At 71.1% G+C, this 19,652-nt stretch carries 19 protein-coding genes; 6 read left to right on the top strand and 13 right to left on the bottom strand.

Annotation, left to right across the window (positions count from 1 at the left end):
• Positions 1–11 precede the first annotated feature (11 nt).
• The 5 genes from ACIPTO_RS39820 to ACIPTO_RS39800 all read right to left on the bottom strand — a co-directional run bounded on the left by ACIPTO_RS39820 (position 12) and on the right by ACIPTO_RS39800 (position 5,418).
• Positions 12–857: an ABC transporter permease subunit gene (locus ACIPTO_RS39820; protein WP_366325307.1), complete on the bottom strand. Its 846-nt coding sequence runs from the start codon at positions 855–857 to the stop codon at positions 12–14.
• Complete coding sequence (locus ACIPTO_RS39815; RefSeq protein WP_401200146.1) at positions 854–2,167, bottom strand: ABC transporter ATP-binding protein; 1,314 nt, start codon at positions 2,165–2,167, stop codon at positions 854–856. Before ACIPTO_RS39815 ends, ACIPTO_RS39820 begins: the two co-directional genes overlap by 4 nt.
• A gap of 124 nt (positions 2,168–2,291) precedes the next feature.
• A complete protein-coding gene (locus tag ACIPTO_RS39810; protein WP_366325303.1) occupies positions 2,292–3,062 on the bottom strand; it encodes an ABC transporter permease in 771 nt (256 codons plus the stop codon).
• Between the two features lies 1 nt (position 3,063).
• The gene (locus ACIPTO_RS39805) at positions 3,064–4,044 is read right to left on the bottom strand and encodes an ABC transporter ATP-binding protein (RefSeq protein ID WP_401200142.1); all 981 of its coding nucleotides are present in this window, start codon (positions 4,042–4,044) and stop codon (positions 3,064–3,066) included.
• 9 nt (positions 4,045–4,053) lie between these two features.
• On the bottom strand, positions 4,054–5,418 hold the full coding sequence (locus tag ACIPTO_RS39800; protein WP_366325299.1) for an MDR family MFS transporter: 1,365 nt from the start codon (positions 5,416–5,418) through the stop codon (positions 4,054–4,056).
• Between the two features lie 95 nt (positions 5,419–5,513).
• Between ACIPTO_RS39800 and ACIPTO_RS39795 the strand changes: the two genes are divergently transcribed.
• A complete protein-coding gene (locus tag ACIPTO_RS39795; protein ID WP_366325298.1) occupies positions 5,514–6,080 on the top strand; it encodes a TetR/AcrR family transcriptional regulator in 567 nt (188 codons plus the stop codon).
• 52 nt (positions 6,081–6,132) lie between these two features.
• Here ACIPTO_RS39795 and ACIPTO_RS39790 read toward each other — a convergent pair whose 3' ends face one another.
• The 3 genes from ACIPTO_RS39790 to mce form a co-directional block, all read right to left on the bottom strand.
• Entirely contained in the window at positions 6,133–7,068 is a 936-nt protein-coding gene (locus ACIPTO_RS39790) for a cellulose-binding protein (RefSeq protein WP_366325296.1), read from the bottom strand.
• A gap of 312 nt (positions 7,069–7,380) precedes the next feature.
• Positions 7,381–11,229 carry a polarized growth protein Scy gene (scy, locus tag ACIPTO_RS39785; RefSeq protein ID WP_401200137.1) on the bottom strand — a complete coding sequence of 1,283 codons (3,849 nt, stop codon included), beginning with the start codon at positions 11,227–11,229 and terminating at the stop codon, positions 7,381–7,383.
• 209 nt (positions 11,230–11,438) lie between these two features.
• The gene (gene mce, locus ACIPTO_RS39780; protein ID WP_366325292.1) at positions 11,439–11,879 is read right to left on the bottom strand and encodes a methylmalonyl-CoA epimerase; all 441 of its coding nucleotides are present in this window, start codon (positions 11,877–11,879) and stop codon (positions 11,439–11,441) included.
• A gap of 149 nt (positions 11,880–12,028) precedes the next feature.
• On the opposite strand from mce, the gene ACIPTO_RS39775 reads away from it, so the two are divergent.
• The 3 genes from ACIPTO_RS39775 to ACIPTO_RS39765 all read left to right on the top strand — a co-directional run bounded on the left by ACIPTO_RS39775 (position 12,029) and on the right by ACIPTO_RS39765 (position 15,639).
• On the top strand, positions 12,029–13,231 hold the full coding sequence (locus ACIPTO_RS39775) for an acetyl-CoA C-acetyltransferase (protein WP_401200132.1): 1,203 nt from the start codon (positions 12,029–12,031) through the stop codon (positions 13,229–13,231).
• A 33-nt stretch (positions 13,232–13,264) separates the two neighbouring features.
• Positions 13,265–14,221, top strand: a complete 957-nt coding sequence (gene meaB, locus ACIPTO_RS39770; protein WP_366325288.1) for a methylmalonyl Co-A mutase-associated GTPase MeaB — start codon at positions 13,265–13,267, stop codon at positions 14,219–14,221.
• A gap of 185 nt (positions 14,222–14,406) precedes the next feature.
• Positions 14,407–15,639: an MFS transporter gene (locus ACIPTO_RS39765; protein WP_401200129.1), complete on the top strand. Its 1,233-nt coding sequence runs from the start codon at positions 14,407–14,409 to the stop codon at positions 15,637–15,639.
• Positions 15,640–15,771: 132 nt separating this feature from the next.
• Here the strand turns inward: ACIPTO_RS39765 and ACIPTO_RS39760 are convergent, their stop codons facing one another.
• From ACIPTO_RS39760 to ACIPTO_RS39740, 5 genes are all read right to left on the bottom strand, one after another.
• Positions 15,772–16,248, bottom strand: a complete 477-nt coding sequence (locus ACIPTO_RS39760) for a MarR family transcriptional regulator (protein ID WP_329257547.1) — start codon at positions 16,246–16,248, stop codon at positions 15,772–15,774.
• 92 nt (positions 16,249–16,340) lie between these two features.
• Positions 16,341–17,138 (bottom strand): AIM24 family protein, encoded by a 798-nt coding sequence (locus tag ACIPTO_RS39755; protein WP_401200124.1) that lies wholly within the window; start codon positions 17,136–17,138, stop codon positions 16,341–16,343.
• Entirely contained in the window at positions 17,135–17,785 is a 651-nt protein-coding gene (locus ACIPTO_RS39750) for an AIM24 family protein (RefSeq protein ID WP_366325282.1), read from the bottom strand. Before ACIPTO_RS39750 ends, ACIPTO_RS39755 begins: the two co-directional genes overlap by 4 nt.
• Position 17,786: 1 nt before the next feature.
• Positions 17,787–18,419, bottom strand: coding sequence for an AIM24 family protein (locus tag ACIPTO_RS39745; RefSeq protein WP_401200323.1), 633 nt, complete (start codon positions 18,417–18,419; stop codon positions 17,787–17,789).
• A 90-nt stretch (positions 18,420–18,509) separates the two neighbouring features.
• Positions 18,510–18,839, bottom strand: coding sequence for a DUF6191 domain-containing protein (locus ACIPTO_RS39740; RefSeq protein ID WP_401200121.1), 330 nt, complete (start codon positions 18,837–18,839; stop codon positions 18,510–18,512).
• Positions 18,840–18,962: 123 nt separating this feature from the next.
• Between ACIPTO_RS39740 and ACIPTO_RS39735 the strand changes: the two genes are divergently transcribed.
• Together ACIPTO_RS39735 and ACIPTO_RS39730 are read left to right on the top strand one after the other, a co-directional pair.
• Complete coding sequence (locus tag ACIPTO_RS39735; RefSeq protein WP_366325279.1) at positions 18,963–19,307, top strand: DUF3817 domain-containing protein; 345 nt, start codon at positions 18,963–18,965, stop codon at positions 19,305–19,307.
• Positions 19,304–19,597, top strand: a complete 294-nt coding sequence (locus ACIPTO_RS39730) for an MTH1187 family thiamine-binding protein (protein ID WP_366325277.1) — start codon at positions 19,304–19,306, stop codon at positions 19,595–19,597. Before ACIPTO_RS39735 ends, ACIPTO_RS39730 begins: the two co-directional genes overlap by 4 nt.
• The last annotated feature ends 55 nt before the right edge of the window (positions 19,598–19,652 follow it).

The following is a 19,652-nucleotide window of genomic DNA, read 5'->3' as shown; positions in this document are numbered from 1 at the left end:
CGGCCCGCGGCTCACACGTCCCGCTTCTCCAGCAGGGCGACGGCGCCCGCGAACGCCACGGCGGTCACCCCGATGATGATCCACAGCGGGTCCCAGCCCGAAGGGCCGGAGTCCGTCAGGGAGTTGGAGTAGAAGACGCTCAGCTGGTTCGGGATCGAGTACTCGAACAGCTTCTGGCGTACGTCCTCCAGGGACTGCGAGAACATGAACAGCGCGATGACCAGCGGGGCGAGCACCGCGCCGATCATGACGGTGATCGCGCCCGCCGAGTGCCGGATGACCGAGCCGATGATCAGCGAGAGCAGCCCGAGCAGCGCGATGTAGAGCGAGACGCCGACGGTCCCCTTGAACCACTCGGCCGCGGACGGGTCCTTCGCGCCGTTGCCCTCCAGCAGCGCGACGTCCACGAAGGCGACGAACGCCGAGGACGCCAGCGTGACCACGAAGGCGATCGTGAAGAACACGATCGACTTCGCCGCGAGGACCCGGCCGCGGCTGGGGCAGGCGGTCATCGTGGTGCGGATCATGCCGGTGCCGTACTCCGAGGCCGTGGTCAGCACGCCGAGCGTGATGATGCACATGCAGCCCAGCAGCAGGCCGAAGAAGCCGAAGGAGAGCGGGTTCTCGCCGTGCAGCTCCGAGGAGGAGTTGCTGACGACGGCGGCGGCGAGCAGGCCGATGCCGACGACCAGGACCACGAACACCCCGAGCGTCCAGAGCGTCGAGCGCACCGACTTGATCTTCGTCCACTCGGAGGCGAGCGCGTGTCCGAGATGCGTGCGCACCACCGGGATCGGCGAGGTGTACCCGGCGTACGGCGCGGCTGCCTGCGGCATCGGGTGCTGGGGCGTACTCATCGGGCGTCCTCGGGCTTGGTCAGGTCGGCGGCGGGGGAGGGGGCGGCGGCGGGAGGGGCCGGGGCCGGGGTCGCGTCCGCGGCCGGAGCGGGCGCCGGGGCCTGAACCGCCGGGGCGCCCTGGGCCGGGGCCTGGGGCGGCTGTGTCGGCGCCTGCGGGGCCAGGGGCGCCGGGGGCCCGTACGGTCCCGGTGCCGCCGTGCCGGGCGCCGCAGGGGCGCCGTACGGGTTCGGGGCGCTGTAAGGATTCGCCGGGGGCCGGCCCATCGCGAACGGCTGGCCGCCGTGCTGCGGTGACGGCGGCGCGTACCAGCCCGGCTGACCCTGGCCCGGTACCGGCATCGGCGGCTGCGCGCCCGGCGGCGGCTGCTGCATCAGACCGGCCTTCTGGTCGATCGTCGAGCGGTAGTCGACGGCCCCCTGCGTCATCCGCATGTACGCCTCCTCCAGCGAGGCCTGATGCGGGGACAGCTCCCACAGGCGTACGTCCGTGGCGTGCGCGATGTCGCTGATCCGCGGCAGCGGCAGCCCCGTGACGCGCAGCCCGCCGTCCTGCTCGGGCAGCACGTGCCCGCCGGCCTCGGTCAGCGCGGAGGTCAGCTTCTCGCGCAGCTGGGGCTCGGTGTCGGGGGTGCGGACGCGCGCGAAGTCGGCGGAGTTCGCCGAGATGAAGTCCCGCACGCTCATGTCGGAGAGGAGCTGCCCGCGCCCGATCACGATGAGCTGGTCGGCGGTCAGCGCCATCTCGCTCATCAGGTGCGAGGAGACGAAGACCGTACGGCCCTCCGCCGCGAGCGCCTTCATCAGGTTGCGCACCCAGAGGATGCCCTCGGGGTCGAGGCCGTTGACCGGCTCGTCGAAGAGCAGTACCTGCGGGTCGCCCAGCAGCGCGGCGGCGATGCCGAGCCGCTGGCCCATGCCGAGGGAGAAGCCCTTGGAGCGCTTTCTCGCCACGTCCTGGAGGCCCACGACCCCGAGCACCTCGTCCACGCGCCGGGCCGGGATGCCCGAGAGCTGGGCCAGGCTCAGCAGATGGCTGCGGGCGCTGCGTCCGCCGTGCACGGCCTTGGCGTCGAGGAGGGCGCCCACCTGTCTGGGCGCGTTCGGCAGCTTGCGGTACGGGAAGCCGCCGATCGTCACCTGTCCTGACGTGGGGTTGTCCAAGCCGAGGATCATGCGCATCGTCGTCGACTTGCCCGAGCCGTTGGGCCCGAGGAAGCCGGTGACGGCACCGGGCCGCACCTGGAAGGAAAGGTTGTACACGGCGGTCTTGTCGCCGTAGCGCTTGGTCAGGCCGACAGCCTCGATCATGCTCCGCACCCATCGAAAGGATCAGGACAGCAGGGCACACGCCCCCGTAAGGGTTAGGAGGATATCGGTGCGCTGACGGTTCCGCCCAAGAGAAAGTAAAGCAATCCTCTCGGCCGGCGGAGGCCTACGCGTCCCGGCGCTTGAGGAGGACGTAGGCGCCGACGAGCGAGGCCAGCACCCAGAGGGCCATGATCGCGAAGCCGCCCCACGGGCCGTACGGCGCGGAGTCGTCGACCGGCGTGACCACCTGCATGATCTTGCTGCCGGCCTGGTCGGGCAGGTACTGGCCGATCTTCTTCGTCGCGGAGACGTTGCCGAGGATGTTGGAGATCAGGAAGAAGAACGGCATCAGGATGCCCAGCGACAGCATCGGCGAGCGGAGCATCGAGGCGATGCCCATGGAGAACATCGCGATCAGGGTCATGTAGAGCCCGCCGCCGATCACCGCGCGCAGCACGCCCGGGTCGCCGATCTCCGCCCTGTGCGAGCCGAGCATCGCCTGTCCGAGGAAGAACGTGACGAAGCTGGTCACCAGGCCGACGACGAGGCAGAGCCCGGTGGCCACCGCGATCTTGCCGAACAGGAAGGTGCCGCGCTGCGGCACGGCCGCGAGCGAGGTGCGGATCATGCCGGTGCTGTACTCGTTCGCCACGACGAGCACCCCGAACACGATCATCGCGAGCTGCCCGAGACTCATCCCGGCGAAGCTGATGAACGTCGGGTCGAAGGACAGCTTGTCCTTGGCGCTCATGTCGTCGAACTGGCTCTTCGACAGGGCCGAGATCAGCATGCCGAGCCCGATCGTCACCACCACGGCCAGCGAGAGCGTCCACACCGTCGACGCGACGGAACGGATCTTGGTCCACTCCGAGCGGATGACCTGGGTCGCCGCCATGTCAGCCCTTCTTCCAGCCGTCGCCCCAGCCCTGCTGCGGAGCAGGTGCCGCGGCCGGGGCCGCGGTGGGTGGTGCGTCGGAATGCGCGTGGTACTCCACCGACTCCGCGGTCAACTGCATGAACGCCTCTTCCAGGGAGGCCTGTTGGGGACTCAGCTCGTGCAGCACCAACTGGTGCGACGCGGCCAGCTCACCGATCTGCTCGGACTTGCCGCCGTCCACCTCCAGGGCCCCGCTGCCGGACTCGACCACGGTGATCCCGGCCTGGTGCAGCACGTCGAGCAGCCGCTCGCGCTGCGGGGTGCGGATCCGGACGTAGGAGCGCGAGTTCTGGTGGATGAAGTCCGCCATCGAGGTGTCCGCGAGGAGGCGGCCCTGGCCGATGACGACGAGGTGATCGGCCGTCAGCGCCATCTCGCTCATCAGGTGCGAGGAGACGAAGACCGTACGGCCCTGCGCGGCAAGGGACTTCATCAGGTTGCGGATCCAGTGGATGCCCTCGGGGTCGAGCCCGTTGACCGGCTCGTCGAACATCAGGATCTCCGGGTCGCCGAGCAGCGCGCCCGCGATGCCGAGCCGCTGGCCCATGCCGAGCGAGAAGCCCTTGGCCTTCTTCTTCGCCACCGCGGTGAGCCCGACGGTGTCCAGGACCTCGTGGACCCGGGCCGTCGGGATGCCGTTGCTCTGCGCGAGACACAGCAGGTGGTTGAAGGCGCTGCGGCCGCCGTGCATGGCCTTGGCGTCGAGCAGGGCGCCGATGTACTTCAGCGGGTCCTTGAGCCGGTCGTAGCGCTGGCCGTCGATGCGTACGTCGCCGGCGGTCGGGCGGTCGAGACCGAGCATCATGCGCATGGTCGTCGACTTGCCGGCGCCGTTCGGGCCGAGGAAGCCCGTGACGATGCCGGGTCTGACGGTGAAGGTGAGGTTGTTCACCGCCACCTTGTCGCCGTACCGCTTGGTCAGCCCCTCGAGCTCGATCATGCGGCCACGCTAAGACCGCCGTTCGGCGGATGCCACCCGAACGGGCAAACAGAGTCCGACGATGCAGGCAACAACCGTGAACGCCGTGGCCCAGGCGAACGCGTGCGGGAAGGCCGAGCCGCCGTGCCCGTGCGCGAGGACCGTCGCCAGGACGGCCGTGCCGACGGACCCGCCGAGCTGCTGCACGATCCGCACGGTGGTGCTCGCGTGCGGGATGCGGGCGCGGTCGAGGCCCTGGTACGCGCCGACCATGACCGCCATGTTCGCCGCGCTCACCCCGAGCCCGCGCACGGCCAGGGCCACCAGGAGCAGTCCCGCGCCGGGATGCGGGAGAAGGAAGGGGAGGGTGCCGAGCGCGCACAGCAGCATGCCCGCCACGGTGACCGGGCGCGGCCCGAGCCGGTCGGTGAGCGGGCCGGTGACCCGGGCCAGCAGGCTGCCGAGACCCTGCGGTGCCAGCAGCAGTCCGGCCGCGATCACGCCTTCGCCGCGCGCCTGCTGGTAGTAGAGGGGGAGCAGGAACATCCCGCCGAACAGGGCGAGCCCGTTCAGGAACGTGAGGATCGAGGAGACGGCGAACGCGCGGTCCCCGAACAGCCGCAGATCCACCAGGGGTTCGCGGACGCGCAGGGCGTGCCGGGCGAACAGGGCGATCAGCACGGCGCCCACCGGGATCGCGGTGGCGCGGGCGGCGCCGGTCTCGGACAGGCCGTAGACCAGGGTGGCGAGGCCGGGGGAGAGGAGCAGGAGGCCGGTCAGGTCCAGGTGGTGGCCGGGGCGCGGGGTGTCCTTCGGGACGCCGCGCCAGGCCAGGGCGAGGGCCAGCAGGCAGACGGGCACGTTGACGTAGAAGATCCAGCGCCAGCTGAGGTGGCCGACGATCAGGCCGCCGACGACCGGGCCGAGGATCGGTACGACCATGGCGGGCAGGGTGATCACTGCCATCAGCCGGCCGAGGCTGCGGCCGCCGGCGGCGCGCATGACCAGGGTCTGGAGCACGGGCAGCAGCAGTCCGCCGCCGATGCCCTGGATCACCCGGAAGGCGATCAGCGAGCCGATGTTCCAGGCGAGCCCGCACAGGAGCGATCCGGCGAGGAAGAGGCACAGCGCGCCGAGCCAGACGCGGCGGGAGTCGAAGCGTTCGACGGCCCAGCCGGAGACGGGGACGACCGTGGCGAGGGCGAGCAGATAGGCGGTGCTCACCCATTGCAGGCTCGTCGTCGAGGCGCCGAGGTCGTGGCCGAGGGTGTGCAGGGCGATGGAGACGATCGTGCTGTCGAGCAGTGGGGCGAGGGCGCCGAGCACGAGGATGCCGGCGAGTCTGCGGACGGCCGGGTCGAGGCGGTCGGCGGGGCGGACGGTGGTGTCGGACATGGTGATACCCCCTTTAGAGACGCTGCGTCTCTAAAGGTCGACGATAGACTGCACGGGATAAGAGACGCAAGGTCTCCTAGTGGGAGGTGCTGGCGATGGCCGGAGAACAGACGCGGCGGCGCGGGGCCGCGCTGGAGGCCGACATCCTGGACGCCGTCTGGGAGGAACTGGCCGAGGTCGGCTACGCCCGGCTCACCATGGAGGGCGTCGCCGCCCGCGCCCGCACCGGCAAGCAGGTCCTCTACCGGCGCTGGGCCAACCGCGCCGACCTCGTCAAGGCGGCCATGCCGCACCGCACCGGCTTCCTCGCCGACCAGCTGCCCGACACCGGGGAACTGCGCGCCGACGTGCTGGCGGTCCTGCGGCTCATGGTCGAGCGGCAGCGGGAGATCGGACCCGACGTCATCCGCGGGCTGCTCGCCGAGGCGCACGAACTGGACCCGAAGGTCTTCGGGATCATGCACGACGTCCTGCTGACGGTGCTCCGGCGGGCCGTCGAGCGGGGCGAGATCCCCACCGCCGACCTGCCCCGCCGAGTCGTCACCGTCCCCGCCGAACTACTGCGCTACGAGATGATCCTCTCCCTCGACCCGGTCGCCGACTCCGCCCTCGTCGGGATCGTCGACGACGTCTACCTGCCGTTGCTGCGCGCCCACGGCTGAGGCCCGCACCCCCGAAGGGAACGCGGGCCTCAGCCGTGCGGCAAACGCTTGCTCAGCGGGACTGCTGAGCCGGAACCCCGCGGGAGATGGGCTCGTCCTCGACCGGCGAGCTGGCGGCGGCCACCGCTGCTCCGGTGAGGGTGGCGAGCATCTCGCGCACGTTCGTCAGCTGGGCGTTGATGCTGTCGCGACGGTTCGTCAGGGCGGCCAGCTCGCGCTCGGACTCCGAACGGATGCGGTCGGCCTTGGCGTTGGCGTCGGCCACGATGTCCTCGGCCTGGCGCTGAGCCGTCTCCACCGTCTGACGCGCGCGGCGCTCCGCGTCCGTACGCAGCTTCTCGGCCTCCAGCCGGAGCTGCTCCGCGCGGTGCTCGATCTCCGCGAGGCGCTTCTCCGCCTTCTGCTGACGCGACGCCAGATCGCGCTCGGACTGCTCGCGGCGCTTGGCGAGGTTCGTCTCGAAGTCGGCGGCGGCCTGCGCGGCCTTGGCGCGGGTCTCCTCGAAGAGGGCGTCGGCCTCCTCGCGCTTCGACTGGGCGTCCTTCTGGGCCTCGCCACGCAGCTGGGAGGCGTCGCTCTTGGCCTTCTCGACGATCCGGACGCCTTCGTCCTCCGCCTTGGACTTGCGCTCCGCAGCGAACGATTCTGCGTCGTTACGGACCTGCTGAGCGGCGGACTCCGCGAGTTCGCGGTGCTGCTCGGCCGCGCGCCGCGCCTCCTCGCGCAGGTCCTTGGCCTCCTCCTCGGCGAGGCGGAGGATCTTCTCGACCCGCGCGCCGAGACCGGCGTACGACGGCTCGGCGTCGCTGACCTGGGCCTGGGCGTTCTGCGTTTCGAGGTGGAGCTCCTCGATGCGCTTTTCGAGAGCGGTGATACGGGCCAGAGCGCTGTCACGGTCGGAGACGAGCTTCGAGATGCGTTCGTCCACCTGAGCGCGGTCGTACCCACGCCGCACAAGCTCGAAGCCGTAGGGGGAAGTGTCGCTCATGGGGTTCCTGTCGAATGAGACCGGTGAGGTGATAGGTGGAATCCTAGGGGCCGAAGCGGTGTGTCATCGAGCGGATACGTGTTTGATCTGGAGAATGACACCTCTTTTGAGTGGCTAACCGTCGGACCGCTTGCCAGGGAACCGGTCAAAGGCCCCAGAACGCCCCGAACTTCACAGGGTCTTCTCATAACCTGTGCGGCGAATCATGTCGCGGACGCGGGGAGCGGTGCCTGCCGGACACCGTCGTTTTCCACCGGTCCCCTCGGGTCCCCGGTCCCTCCGGTCCGCCCGGCCCGCTCCGCCGGACAGACCCTAGCCTTCGACGGACTTGCCACCCGAACGAGTTGCGCCCGCCGTGGCCGCCGCCTTGACCCCGCCGTCCTTGGCCCCTCCCGGGGCCTCGAAGGACTCCAACGCCTCCAGGACGTCCTGGACACGGGAGATCTCGGCGTTGATGTCCTCGCGGCGGCGGACGAGCACTTCGAGATCGCGCTTGCCCTCCTCGACCGTGCGGCGGGCCTCGCGGATCGCCTCCGCCTTCAGCTCCTCCGCCTCACGGATCAGCGTGGACTTCTTCTGCTCGGCCTCCTTCAGGAGACCCTCGGCCTTCTTCACCGCGGCGATACGGACCTTGCCCGCCTCGGAGTTGGCCTCCGACACCAGCTCCTTGGCCTTCGCCTGCGCCTTGCCGAGCTGCTCCTCCGCGGCCTTGATGAGCGCGTCGCAGCGGTCGCCCGCCGACTTCATCGTCTCGGCCGACTCACGGCGGGCCCGCTCGTGCAGGTTCTCGATCTCCGCGGTGATGCGGTCGCGCAGCTCCTCGGACCGCTCCCTTATGGCGGTCGCGTCCCGGCGCGCGCCGACGAGCAGCTCGTCCGCGTCCGTACGGGCCTGCTCCACCCGGGTGTTGCCCTCGACCGTGCCCTCGGACACCAGCCGCTCGGCCTCCGTACGGGCCGCGCCCACCATCGAGTCGGCCTGCGCCTCGGCCTCCGCCGTCGTCTTCTGCGCCTGCTGCTGGGCCTCGTTGAGGAGTTTGTCCGCCTCGGCCGCGGTCTCCGTGATGAGGGTGTCGACCTGCTCGGCCGCCTCGGACCGCCGTTTGTTGGCCTCCTTGCGGGCCTCGTCCAGCGTCCGCTCGGACTCCTCGCGCGCCGCCGAGGTGACCCGCTCGGCCTCCGCCTCCGCGTCCGCCTTGAGCCGCGCGGCCTCGCCGCGGATCCGCTCCGAGTGCTGCTGCGCGGACCCGACCGTGTCGGCGGCCTCGGCCCGCAGCCGCTCCGCGTCCCCGGTCGCGTCCGAGATGAGTTTCTCGGCCTTGGCCATGGCCTCGGACCGCACCCGCTCGGCCTCGTTGATCGTCTCCGTCTGGAGCCGCTCCGCCTCCGCCGTCACCTCGGTGATGAGGGTGTCGGCCTGCGTCGCCGCGTCCGAACGGATCCGGTTGGCGTCCTCACGGGCGTCCGCCCTGGCCCGCGCCGCGTCCTGGTCGGCCTGCGCGATCGCGTCCGACGCCTCCGTGCGCACCCGCTGGGCGTGCTCGGCGGACTCCGCCCGCAGCTGCTCCGCCTCCGTGATGGCGTCCGAGACGGTGCGCTCGGCGAGGGCCTTGGCCGCCTCCGTCTCCTCGGCCGCCCGGCGCCGGACCCGGTTCGCGTCCTCGGTGGCCCGCTCCCGCTCGCTGTACGCGTCGGCGCGGACCCGGTCCGCCTCCTCCTGCGCTTCGCGCCGGGTACGGTCCGCGACATGCTCGGCGGCCGAGCGGATCCCGGTGATCTCCTCCTGCGCCTGCTCGTGCAGCCCGGCGACCGACTCCCGTACCTGCTGGGCGTGCTGCTCGGCGCCCGACACCATCTCGGTGGCGCGCCGGTCGGCCTCCTCCACCAGCCGCAGCGCCTCGGACTGCGCCTCCTCGACGCGCTTGCGCGCCGAGGCCAGCAGCTCCTCGCTCTGCTCCCGGGCCCGCTCGCGCTCCTGCCCGGCCTCCTCACGGGCCGACCCGAGAAGTTCCTCGGCCTCCCGACGACGCCGTACGGCCTCCTCCTGGGCGGCGGCCAGCGTCTCGGAGGCCTCCGTGGCCAGGCGCTCGGCGGCGGCCTGGGCCTCCGCGCGGACCCGGTCGGCGGTGTCCTGCGCCTCGGTCTTCAGCCGCTCGGCCTCGGCCGCGGCCTCCGACCGCAGGCGTACGGCGATGGCCTCGCCCTCGGCGCGGGAGGCGGACGCGTCGCCCGCCGCCTCGTTGCGCAGCCGCTCGGCCTCCGCCTCGGCCTGTGCCTGGAGGGAGCGGATGCGCTCGGCGGCCTCGCCGCGCAGGCGCTCCGCCTCCTCGGCGGCCTCGCGGCGGATCCGCTCGGCCTCCTCACGGGCGTCGGTGAGCGCCTGTTCGGCGGCGGTGAGCCGTTCCTCGGTCTCCGTGTGCAGCCGGCGCAGGCCCTCGGCGGCCTCCTCGCGGCGCGCCTCTATCGCCCGCTCGGTCTCCTCGCGCAGCTCCAGCGCGGCCTGCTCGGCGTCCGCCTTGATGCCCTCGGACTGCTCGACGACCTCCGCGCGGTGCCGCTCGGCCTCCTTGCGGGTGCGGTCGAGGGTCTCCTCGGCCTGCCGGCGCAGGGTGGTGGCCCGCTCGATGGCCTCAGTGCGGACCTTCTCACTGTCCGTGGTCGCGGTCTGGCGCAGCTCGTCGGCGTCGGCGCGGGCCTTGGACAGCAGTTCCTCGGCGGTCCTGGCCGCCTCCTCGATCTGCTGGACGGCCTCACGGCGGGCCTCGGCGCGGATCCGCTCGCCCTCGCCGACCGCGTCGGCGCGCAGCTGCTCGGCCTCGCCGCGCAGCCGGCGCGCCTCCTCCTGCAGCTCGACGGTCTTGGCGCGGTACTCCTTGGTGTCGTCCTTCGCCGCGCCCTTGAGGCCCTCGGCGATGTCGTGCGCCTGGGCGCGCAGCCGGTCGGCCTCGGCCTCCGCCTCGGAGCGGATCCGCTCGGCCTCCTCGGTGGCGGCCTTCGTGGTGTTCTTGGCGTCCTCGGACGCCTTGTCGAGGACTTCCTCGGCGGTACGGGCGGCCTTGGCGAGCTGGGAGGCGGTCTCCTCGGCGGTGAGGCTGCGCGCGTTCTCCTCCGCCTCCGCGACGATCTTCTCGGCCTTGGCCTGGGCCTCGGCGACGACCTGCTCGGCGTCCGACTTGGTGGACTCGGCCTCCTTGGTGGCCTCCGTCACCAGCCGGGCGACCTGCTCCTTGGCGGTCCGGGTGCGCTGCTCGTTGGCCGACTCGGCGCTCGCGAGGGCCTTGGCTGCGGCTTCCTTGGCCTCGGTGAGGACCTTCTCCGCCTCCAGGCGCGCCTCGCGCAGTGAGGTTTCGGCCTCGGCCATGCGGGTCTCGGCGGCCCGGCTCAGCTCGGTGGCCTGGCGGCGGGCGGAGTCCGACTCGTTGACCGTGGAGCTGCGCAGCTGCTCGGCGTGGTCGGTGGCCTCCTGGGCCTGGGTGGAGGCCGCGTTCAGCAGGCGCTCGGCGTCCGTGCGGGCACGGCGCAGGAGCTGTTCGGCCTCCGCGCGGGCCGCCTCGGCGTCCATCTCCAGCCGCTGCCTGGCCTCGGTGGCGACCCGCTCGGCCTCGGCGCGGGCGGCGGCCAGCGCCTGCTCGGCCTCGGCGCGCGACTCGTCCACGAGACGGCGGGCCTGCGACTCGGAGCGGGCGCGGAGCTGCTCGGCCCACGCCACGTTCTCGTTGACGTGGGACTCGACGGTCTGCCGGCGCTCGGAGAGCTCCTGGTCGAGCTGCTGGCGCCGGGTCACGGCCTCCTGGTGCAGCTCCGCCTGGAGGCGCGCGGCCTGCTCGGCGTGCTCCTGGAGGATGCGCTGGGTCTGCGCGCGGGCCTGGCTCAGCTCCCGTTCGGCGTCCTGCCGCAACTGGTCGGCCTGGACCTGGGCGTTACGCAGCATCTGCTCGGCCTGATAGCCGATGTCACCGCCGTCGTAAGCCGGTCGGGACATGAGGGTGCGGCGCGCCTCGTGCAGCTTGGCGCGCAGCACCTCGACCTGGTAGCCGAGGTCCTCGGCATGCTGGATCGCCTTTTCCCGCTCGGTCTTCAGCCGCTCCATCTCGGCCTCGAACCGAGAGAGGTGGTCGACGTCAGCCGCCGGCTCTCGCTCCTGGCGTTCGTAGCCCCGCACTGCGCGGTCCCATCCGTCCCCTGGTCGCGGTTTACTCCAACGAGCGCCGTCCATCCGCCGAACGGTGCTCCCGGGGAATGGTGTCAGATCAACGACGGAGCATGGGCTGCTGCCCGACGCTCGCCCCCCGAAACCCGGACCCCGGCATGCCGTTGCCCCGGTTGCGGGCGACGACCGACCCCAACCCTACCGGCCCATATGTACGAGGGTCAGTGCTCAGGTGACTCAACAGGCGCCGAAGTGACCAGTTCTGTCAGTACGCCATGGCAATCCTTTGGGTGCAGGAACGTGATCCGTGACCCCATGGAGCCGCGCCGGGGCTCGTCGTACAGAACGCGTACGCCCTTTCCCCGGATGTCCGCGGAGTCGGTGTCGACGTCCGCCGTACCGAAGGCGATGTGGTGGACACCCTCGCCGTTCTTCGCCAGCCACTTGCCCACGGCGGAGTCCTCGCGGGTGGGTTCGAGGAGCTGGAGGTAGGAGGCGCCGCCGTCGTCCGTGTTGTTGATCTTCAACATGGCCTCGCGCACGCCCTGCTCCTCGTTGACCTCGGAGTGGAACACCTCGAAGCCGTAGGTGGCACGGTAGAACTCCACCGTCTTGTCGAGGTCGAGGCAGGCGATCCCGATGTGGTCGATTCGCGTCAGCATGTATGTAGTGCAGCGCTCGCGCGGCGGTTACGCAACGTGCGCGCGATCACACCGACGGCCCGATGACGGGGTGTACTACCGCTCAGTACATTTCAAGTAAACCCTCGTTCACTCCTCAGCTGAAAAACGCTGGAAGGGGATCGCACCTCATGTCTGGAACGAACAGCACGACCTCGGTGATCGTCTCGGGTGCCCGGACGCCCATGGGACGCCTGCTGGGCTCCCTGAAGTCCTTCTCCGGAGCCGACCTCGGCGGCTTCGCGATCAAGGCCGCCCTCGACCGTGCGGGTATCGGTGGCGACCAGGTGCAGTACGTGATCATGGGCCAGGTGCTCCAGGCCGGGGCAGGGCAGATCCCGGCACGCCAGGCCGCCGTCAAGGCGGGCATCCCCATGGGCGTCCCGGCGCTCACCATCAACAAGGTCTGCCTCTCCGGCCTCGACGCCATCGCGCTCGCCGACCAGCTCATCCGTGCAGGTGAGTTCGACGTGATCGTCGCGGGCGGCCAGGAGTCCATGACCAACGCCCCCCACCTGCTCCCCAAGTCCCGCGAGGGACACAAGTACGGTGCGATCGAGATGCTCGACGCGATGGCCCACGACGGCCTGACCGACGCCTTCGAGAACATCGCCATGGGCGAGTCCACGGAGAAGCACAACACCCGCCTCGGCATCGGGCGCCCCGAGCAGGACGAGATCGCCGCCCTGTCCCACCAGCGCGCCGCCGCGGCCCAGCAGAACGGCGTCTTCGAGGCCGAGATCACCCCGGTCGAGATCCCGCAGCGCAAGGGCGAGCCGGTCGTCTTCAGCAAGGACGAGGGCATCCGCGCGGAGACCACGGCCGAGTCCCTCGCCCGGTTGCGCCCCGCGTTCAGCAGGGACGGCACGATCACCGCCGGCACCTCCTCGCAGATCTCGGACGGCGCGGCGGCCGTGGTCGTGATGAGCAAGACCAAGGCGCAGGAGCTGGGCCTGGAGTGGATCGCCGAGATCGGCGCGCACGGCAATGTGGCGGGACCCGACAACTCCCTCCAGTCGCAGCCGTCCAACGCGATCCTGCACGCCCTCAAGAAGGAGGGCCTGGAGGTCGAGAGCCTCGACCTGATCGAGATCAACGAGGCCTTCGCCGCCGTGGCGGTGCAGTCAATGAAGGACCTCGGGGTGTCCACGGAAAAGGTGAACGTCAACGGCGGCGCCATCGCCCTGGGCCACCCCATCGGCATGTCCGGCGCCCGTCTCGTCCTGCACCTGGCCCTGGAGCTGAAGCGGCGCGGCGGCGGGGTCGGCGCGGCGGCGCTGTGCGGCGGCGGCGGTCAGGGCGACGCCCTGATCGTGCGGGTGCCGAAGGCCTGACAGCAGTATCTCTCGTAACGGAACGGAGCCGTGATGCAGGACGTCGCCTCGCTGGTGGCCCAGGCCAGGGAAGGCCGGCCGCGCGCCGTGGCCCGGCTGATCTCCCTGGTGGAAGGGGCCTCCCCGCAACTGCGGGAGGTCATGGCGGCGCTCGCACCGCTGACCGGCGGGGCGTACGTCGTGGGCCTCACCGGTTCGCCGGGCGTCGGCAAGTCGACCTCGACGTCCGCGCTGGTCACGGCGTACCGCAAGCAGGGCAGGCGGGTCGGCGTGCTGGCCGTCGACCCGTCCTCGCCGTTCTCCGGCGGTGCCCTGCTCGGCGACCGCGTCCGCATGTCGGACCACTCCTCCGACCCCGGCGTCTACATCCGCTCGATGGCCACCCGCGGCCACCTCGGCGGCCTCGCCTGGTCCGCCCCGCAGGCCATCCGCGTCCTGGACGCGGCGGGCTGCGACGTGATCCTGGTGGAGACGGTCGGCGTGGGCCAGTCGGAGGTCGAGATCGCCTCCCAGGCCGACACCAGCGTGGTGCTGCTGGCCCCGGGCATGGGCGACGGCATCCAGGCGGCGAAGGCCGGGATCCTGGAGATCGGCGACGTCTACGTCGTCAACAAGGCCGACCGTGACGGCGCCGACGCGACCGCCCGCGAGCTGAACCACATGCTGGGCCTCGGCGAGTCCCGCGGCCCCGGCGACTGGCGCCCCCCGATCGTCAGGACGGTCGCCTCCCGCGCCGAGGGCATCGACGAGGTCGTGGAGGCCCTGGAGAAGCACCGGGCGTGGATGGAGGAGCACGGCGTCCTCGCGGAGCGCCGCGCGGCCCGGGCGGCGCGCGAGGTCGAGACGATCGCGGTCACCGCCCTGCGCGCCCGCATCGGCGACCTGCACGGAGACCGCCGGCTGAGCGCTCTCGCGGAGCGGATCGTGGCGGGGGAGCTGGATCCCTACCGCGCGGCGGACGAGCTGATCGAGGGCATCACGCAGGGCTGACGCGGTGGCGGGGGCCGACCCCCGGTCGATACGCTGACCGCATGTTCCTCCTCTTGGCATAGGGCCCGCCCGGCCCGCGCACGGCAGCGATCCCGTCGGATCGCACGGGACCTGATCGCGTCCCACCACCGTCGCGCGGCGCACAGGCGTCCCTTTCACCTGCCTCCAGCTGAGGAACCCCTCGCATGCCCGCGCCCTCTTCCACGCCGACTCCGGCGTGCCCTTCGTACGCCGCCGTACTCCAAGTCCCCTACGCCCGCCGCACGTTCGCCGCGGCGCTCGTCGGCCGCCTGTCGTACGGCATGGTCTCCCCGGCGGTCCTCCTCGCGGTCGTCCGCGCCACCGGCTCCTACGCCGCCGCCGGCACGATCATGGCCGCCTTCGGCACCGCGACCGTCCTCCTCCTGCCCCTGCGCGCCGCCCTGGTCGACCGCCACGGCCCCCGCCGCGCCCTCCCACCCATGGCCCTCCTCTACGGCGGTCTCCTGTGCGTCCTCGCGGCGGTGACCCGGAGCCCCGGGACGCCGGAGGTGGTGCTCGGCGCGGTGGCCGCGCTCACCGGCGTGTGCGCGCCCCCGCTGGGACCCACGATGCGCTCCGTCTGGGCCGAACTCGTGGGCGAGCGCGGGCTGTTGCAGCGCGCGTACAGCCTCGACGGGGTCGCCGAGGAACTCCTCTACGTCGTCGGCCCGTTGGCGGTCGGCGCGGTGCTCGGCTTCGCTCCGCCGGCGGTGGGGGTGCTGCTCAGCGCGGTCCTCGTCGTCACCGGGACGTTCGCGTTCGTCATGTCACCGGCACTGTCCGGGGTCCACGTGCCCGCGGGCGGCGCGCGGGGGTCGGGGCTCGCCCGGGTCCGCGGTCTGCTCGGCCCGGTCGTCGTGGCGGCCGGGACGGGGCTCGCGTTGAGCGCCGTCTACCTGCTGGTGACGGTGTTCGTCGAGCAGCGGGGGTACGGCGACGGTGTCGTGCCGTGGGTGCTGGCGGCGCTCTCCGCGGGCAGCGCGGTGGGCGGCCTGCTGAACGGGGCGGTCGCCTGGCGTACGGCCGCGCGGGTCCGGTTGTCCGGGGCGGCGCTGGGGCTCGGGCTGGCGTTGGCCGCGGCCGGGTTCGCGACGGGGGTCTGGTCACTCACCGTCGCGGTGGGGTGCGCGGGGTTCTTCGTGGCACCGGCGCTGACCACGGCGTATCTGCTGGCCGACGAGATCGCGGTGCCCCGCGCGCGGACGCAGGCCGGGGCGTGGATCAACATGGCGGTGAACGCCGGGAGTTCGGGTGGGTCGGTGGCGGCGGGGCTGCTGGTCGGGCGGCTGCCGCTCGGGGTCTGTTTCGTGGTGGCCGGGGTGGTGGCGGGGGGTGCCGGGATGGTTGCCTGTCCGCCGGCGCGCTGGGGCCGGCCGCGCAGTTCCCCGCGCCCCTGAGGGGCTGCCGTGAGCCGGAGCCTTTCCGTGCGGGCCCGTGTCCTCGGCCCGTCACGGCGTGTGAGGACGAGGCCCCTTCAGGGCCGGTCGGGGGTCTGGGGGCGGGGCCCCCAGACTGTCCCGTCACCCGGGTCAGGGGCGTCCCCGCTGGCCGCGCAGGTGTTCCGCGATCGGCTTCAGTGTTTTGTCGAGTTCCGACAGACCTTCCGGTGTCACGAGGTCGATGAAGTGCCGCCGGACGGACGCCACATGGTGGGGCGCGACCTTCTTCATCGTCTCCAGGCCGTGCTCGGTGAGCACCGCGTACAGCCCGCGGCGGTCCGACTCGCAGTTCTCCCGCCGGACCAGATCCGCGTTCTCCATCCGGGTGATCTGATGCGAGAGGCGGCTCTTGGACTGGAGCGTGGCGGCGGCGAGATCGCTCATCCGCAGCCGTACGTCCTCCGCTTCTGAGAGATTCACCAGAATCTCGTAGTCGTTCATCGTCAGGCCGAACGGCTGCAGATCCTTTTCGAGTTGGTATGTCAGCAGCCTGTTGACCTCCAGGTGGGTGCGCCAGGCGCACTGCTCCTCATCGGTCAGCCAGCGCGTGGCCGTCTCGGTCTCCATGAATGAAGTCTACCTAAAATGTTGAAAGGCGAACTAGTGAGGGTGGCGTGACGGCGCGCACATGTTCGACGTCACACTCCGCAGACTACCGCTCACAGCCCGAAGCGACGCTGGAGATCTCCCAGCTGTCCGGGAAGGCGCGGTGCGCCCGCTTGCTGTGCGGGGCCTGTGCGGGCCCCACCCCCGCCGGGTACCCCCGGCTCGTGCGGAACGGCCCCCGTGGCCTGCTCGGCCATGAGCGCCTCGGACGACTGGAGCAGCACCGTGCCGGCCCCGACGAACTCGAACTGGTGCTCCTCGCCGGACGCTCCGCCGATGCCCGTCATCGCACGTAGGCCGCCCATCAGGCCGGTCATGTACGCGTGGTCGTAGTGATGGCACGGGGAGGGGCAGTCGGCCCAGCCGACGAGGGCCTGGGGGTCGACTCTGATGGGGGGTTCCATGAACACCACCGGGCCGTTCGAGGCGGCCACGAACTTGCCGGTTCCGATGAGTGTCAGAAAGCCGGGAACAATCGACTGCTTGAGAGCGAGACTTGGCTGAAAAGCAAGCAAGTTGCCCGAGCGAATGGTCAGGTTGCCGTCGTCGAGGTCGTACGAATTGACGTCGAAGGCCCGGTCGGCGAGCAGCATCTTGCCCGAACCCTCCGCCACGACCCAGTCGCTCGCGTGCAGAGGCGAATGGAACGACGTACGGACAAGTCGGTCGAGTCGCCCGTGCCCGATGCCGTTGAACTCCATCGAGCCGTAGTAGGCGATCATCTTCCCCTTCTGCAGGAACCACTGGCTGCTCTTCAGCTCCACGCAGAAGGTGTACTTGTTGACGTTGTCGTCGACCGGGAGGGTCATCGGGTCGAAGACCGTGGGGCCGGGCCCCGCGTACTGGCTCACAGCTTCTCCTCCGACGCCTGGACGTACACCGCGCCGCTGCCGCTCAGCTCCAGCTGGAAGGCCTCGCCGGAGCCCCGGCCCACCATGTCCCGCCAGCCGAGCGCGGCGGACAGCTTGTTGCGTACGTCGCCGTGGTGGGCGACGTAGGCCTGCGGGTCGACGTGGACGGGGCGGCCGGGGGTGATCGGGACCTCGAAGACACCGCCGTGGGCCATCACCGCGACCGAGCCCTGTCCCTGGAGCGTGGTGGTGAACAGGCCCTGGCCGGTGACCTGGCCGCGGACCATGCCCATGACGCCGCCCTGCGAGCCCATGAACATGGTGCCCTGCTGGAGGGTGCCCTCGAAGGCGAGGAGGCGGTCGGCCTCCACATAGAGGGTGTCCCCGCTGAGGTTGATGATCTGGATGTGGTGGCCGCCGTGACCGAACATCACGGTGCCGCTGCCCTCCACGGTCATCAGCGGGGTCGCCTCGTTGGCCACGCGGCGTCCGATCATCGACATGACGCCGCCCTGGCCGCCCTGGATGTTCGGGGTGAAGGAGACGTCCCCCTTGTAGGCGAGCATCGCGCCGCGCTGGCTGAACAGCCGCTGGCCCGGCACGACCGTGGCCTGGATCATCTTCGAGTTGATCTCGGTGAACGCCATGTCACATGTCCCCCGCGATCGTGTTCCGCTCGCTGGGCTGGACGTAGACGAGGCCGTCGCCCTCGAAGCGGATCTGGAAGGCCTCGCCGCCGCCCTCCCCGAAGAACGTGCGGAAGGTCACACCGGACTGGAAGGACTGCTGGAGGTTCCCCTGGTGCGCGATGTACGCGCCGGGGTCGACCGTCAGCGGGTACTGCCGGCTGACCCGGAGCACGACGGCCGGGCCGTCCGACATGATCGCCGCCTGGCCGTGTCCCTCGACGGTCGTCGTGAACAGGCCGTTGCCCTGCGAGGCGCCGCGCAGGCCGGTGAACGTCGTGCCCGTCCGCAGCCCCGCGTCCGTCGCCAGCAGGTTGCTCGACTCGACGTACAGCTTGTCCCCCTGGAGGCTCACGAGGTTGATCTCGGAGGCCCGGTCCGCGAACCAGCAGGTCCCCTGCCCCCTCACCTCCATCACCGTCATCTGCTCACCGGTGAGCCGCCGGGTCACCATCCCCCGGATGCCCTCACCGCCGCCGGTCATCTTCTTGAAGGCCATCTGCCCGTCGTACGCGACCATCGAGCCGTTCTTCGCCTTCACGGCGTCCCCGGTCATGTCGACGGCGAGCACCTTGCTGCCCTGGAGCCGAAACATCGCCACGCAGCGAAGGTAGCCGCAGGGGCGCGGTGGAGGACAGGGCCCGTGGGTGGAGATCGACCCTGATCTGTCCCCCTAAGGGCGGATCTACGCGGTGTCGCGGGGCGCGTGCGCGGTCAGCCGGATGACCGCGGTGCCGGCGCGCAGGTCGACCGTGGACCAGGGCGGCGCCCCGTCCTCCTCGTCGTCCCGCATCACCAGGGCGCTCTGCCGTTCCTTCAGTTCGGTCTGCTTGCCCGGCGACAGGCTCGCGTGCAGCTGCTCGAAGCCGGTCGCGGATATCTGCCCCTGCCGGCCGGCGTTCCGCCAGGGCAGCACGCCCGCGCGGCCGGCCTTCAGCAGCAGCTGGTCGAGGAAGGCGAACGCGGTCAGGAGGACGACCAGCCCCGGCAGGGTCATGAAGAACACGAACTGCACGGGAGCTCCCGGAACGTCGGCTGCGGACCCCCAGTCTCGGCGCGCCCAGCCGTTTGCCACAATGGGTGAACGTTTGTGCTCGCGTTCACAAACTGTGGACGTCTCCCTCCCCGAAGGTGACCCGTGGACATCAAGACCGCCACCGCCATCCGCCGCCTCCGCCTGGTGTCGGCCCCCGAAGCCGTGTCCTTCCTCCTGCTGCTCGTCTGCTCGGTGCTGAAGCGGACCACGGACTTCAACGCGGTGCCCGTCATGGGCATGGTCCACGGCGTGCTCTTCGTCCTCTACGTCCTCTTCTGGGCCGACGCCTGGAACCGGACCAAGTGGGGTGCCAAGACGGCCGCGTTGTACTTCGTCCTCTCCGTGCTGCCCACCGGCGGCTTCTTCGCCGAGCGCAAGCTCAAGCGCGAGGCCGAGAACGCGGTCATCGCCTCCCGCGCCCGCCAGGAAGGAATCGTGAACGCATGATCGTCGCCTTTTCCGTGACGCCCCTCGGTGTCGGCGAGGACGTGGGGGAGTACGTCGCCGACGCCGTCCGCGTGGTCCGCGAGTCCGGCCTGCCCAACCGCACCGACGCGATGTTCACGTCCGTCGAGGGGGAGTGGGACGAGGTCATGGACGTCGTCAAGCGCGCCGTCGCCGCGGTCGAGTCCCGTGCCCCCCGGGTCTCCGTCGTCCTCAAGGCGGACATCCGCCCCGGTGTGACGGACGGCCTCACGTCCAAGGTGGAGACGGTCGAACGGCATTTGGCGGAGTAGGGGGAGTGCTACGGGGTCGCGCGAGGGGCGACCCCGACGCGCTGTCCAGCCGCTC

Origin of the sequence: Streptomyces sp. NPDC090083, assembly GCF_044747445.1 — a bacterium.
In the GTDB taxonomy this organism is placed as follows: domain Bacteria; phylum Actinomycetota; class Actinomycetes; order Streptomycetales; family Streptomycetaceae; genus Streptomyces.
Note: the sequence above shows the minus strand (reverse complement) of the source record. Positions and strands in the feature narration are given on the sequence as shown.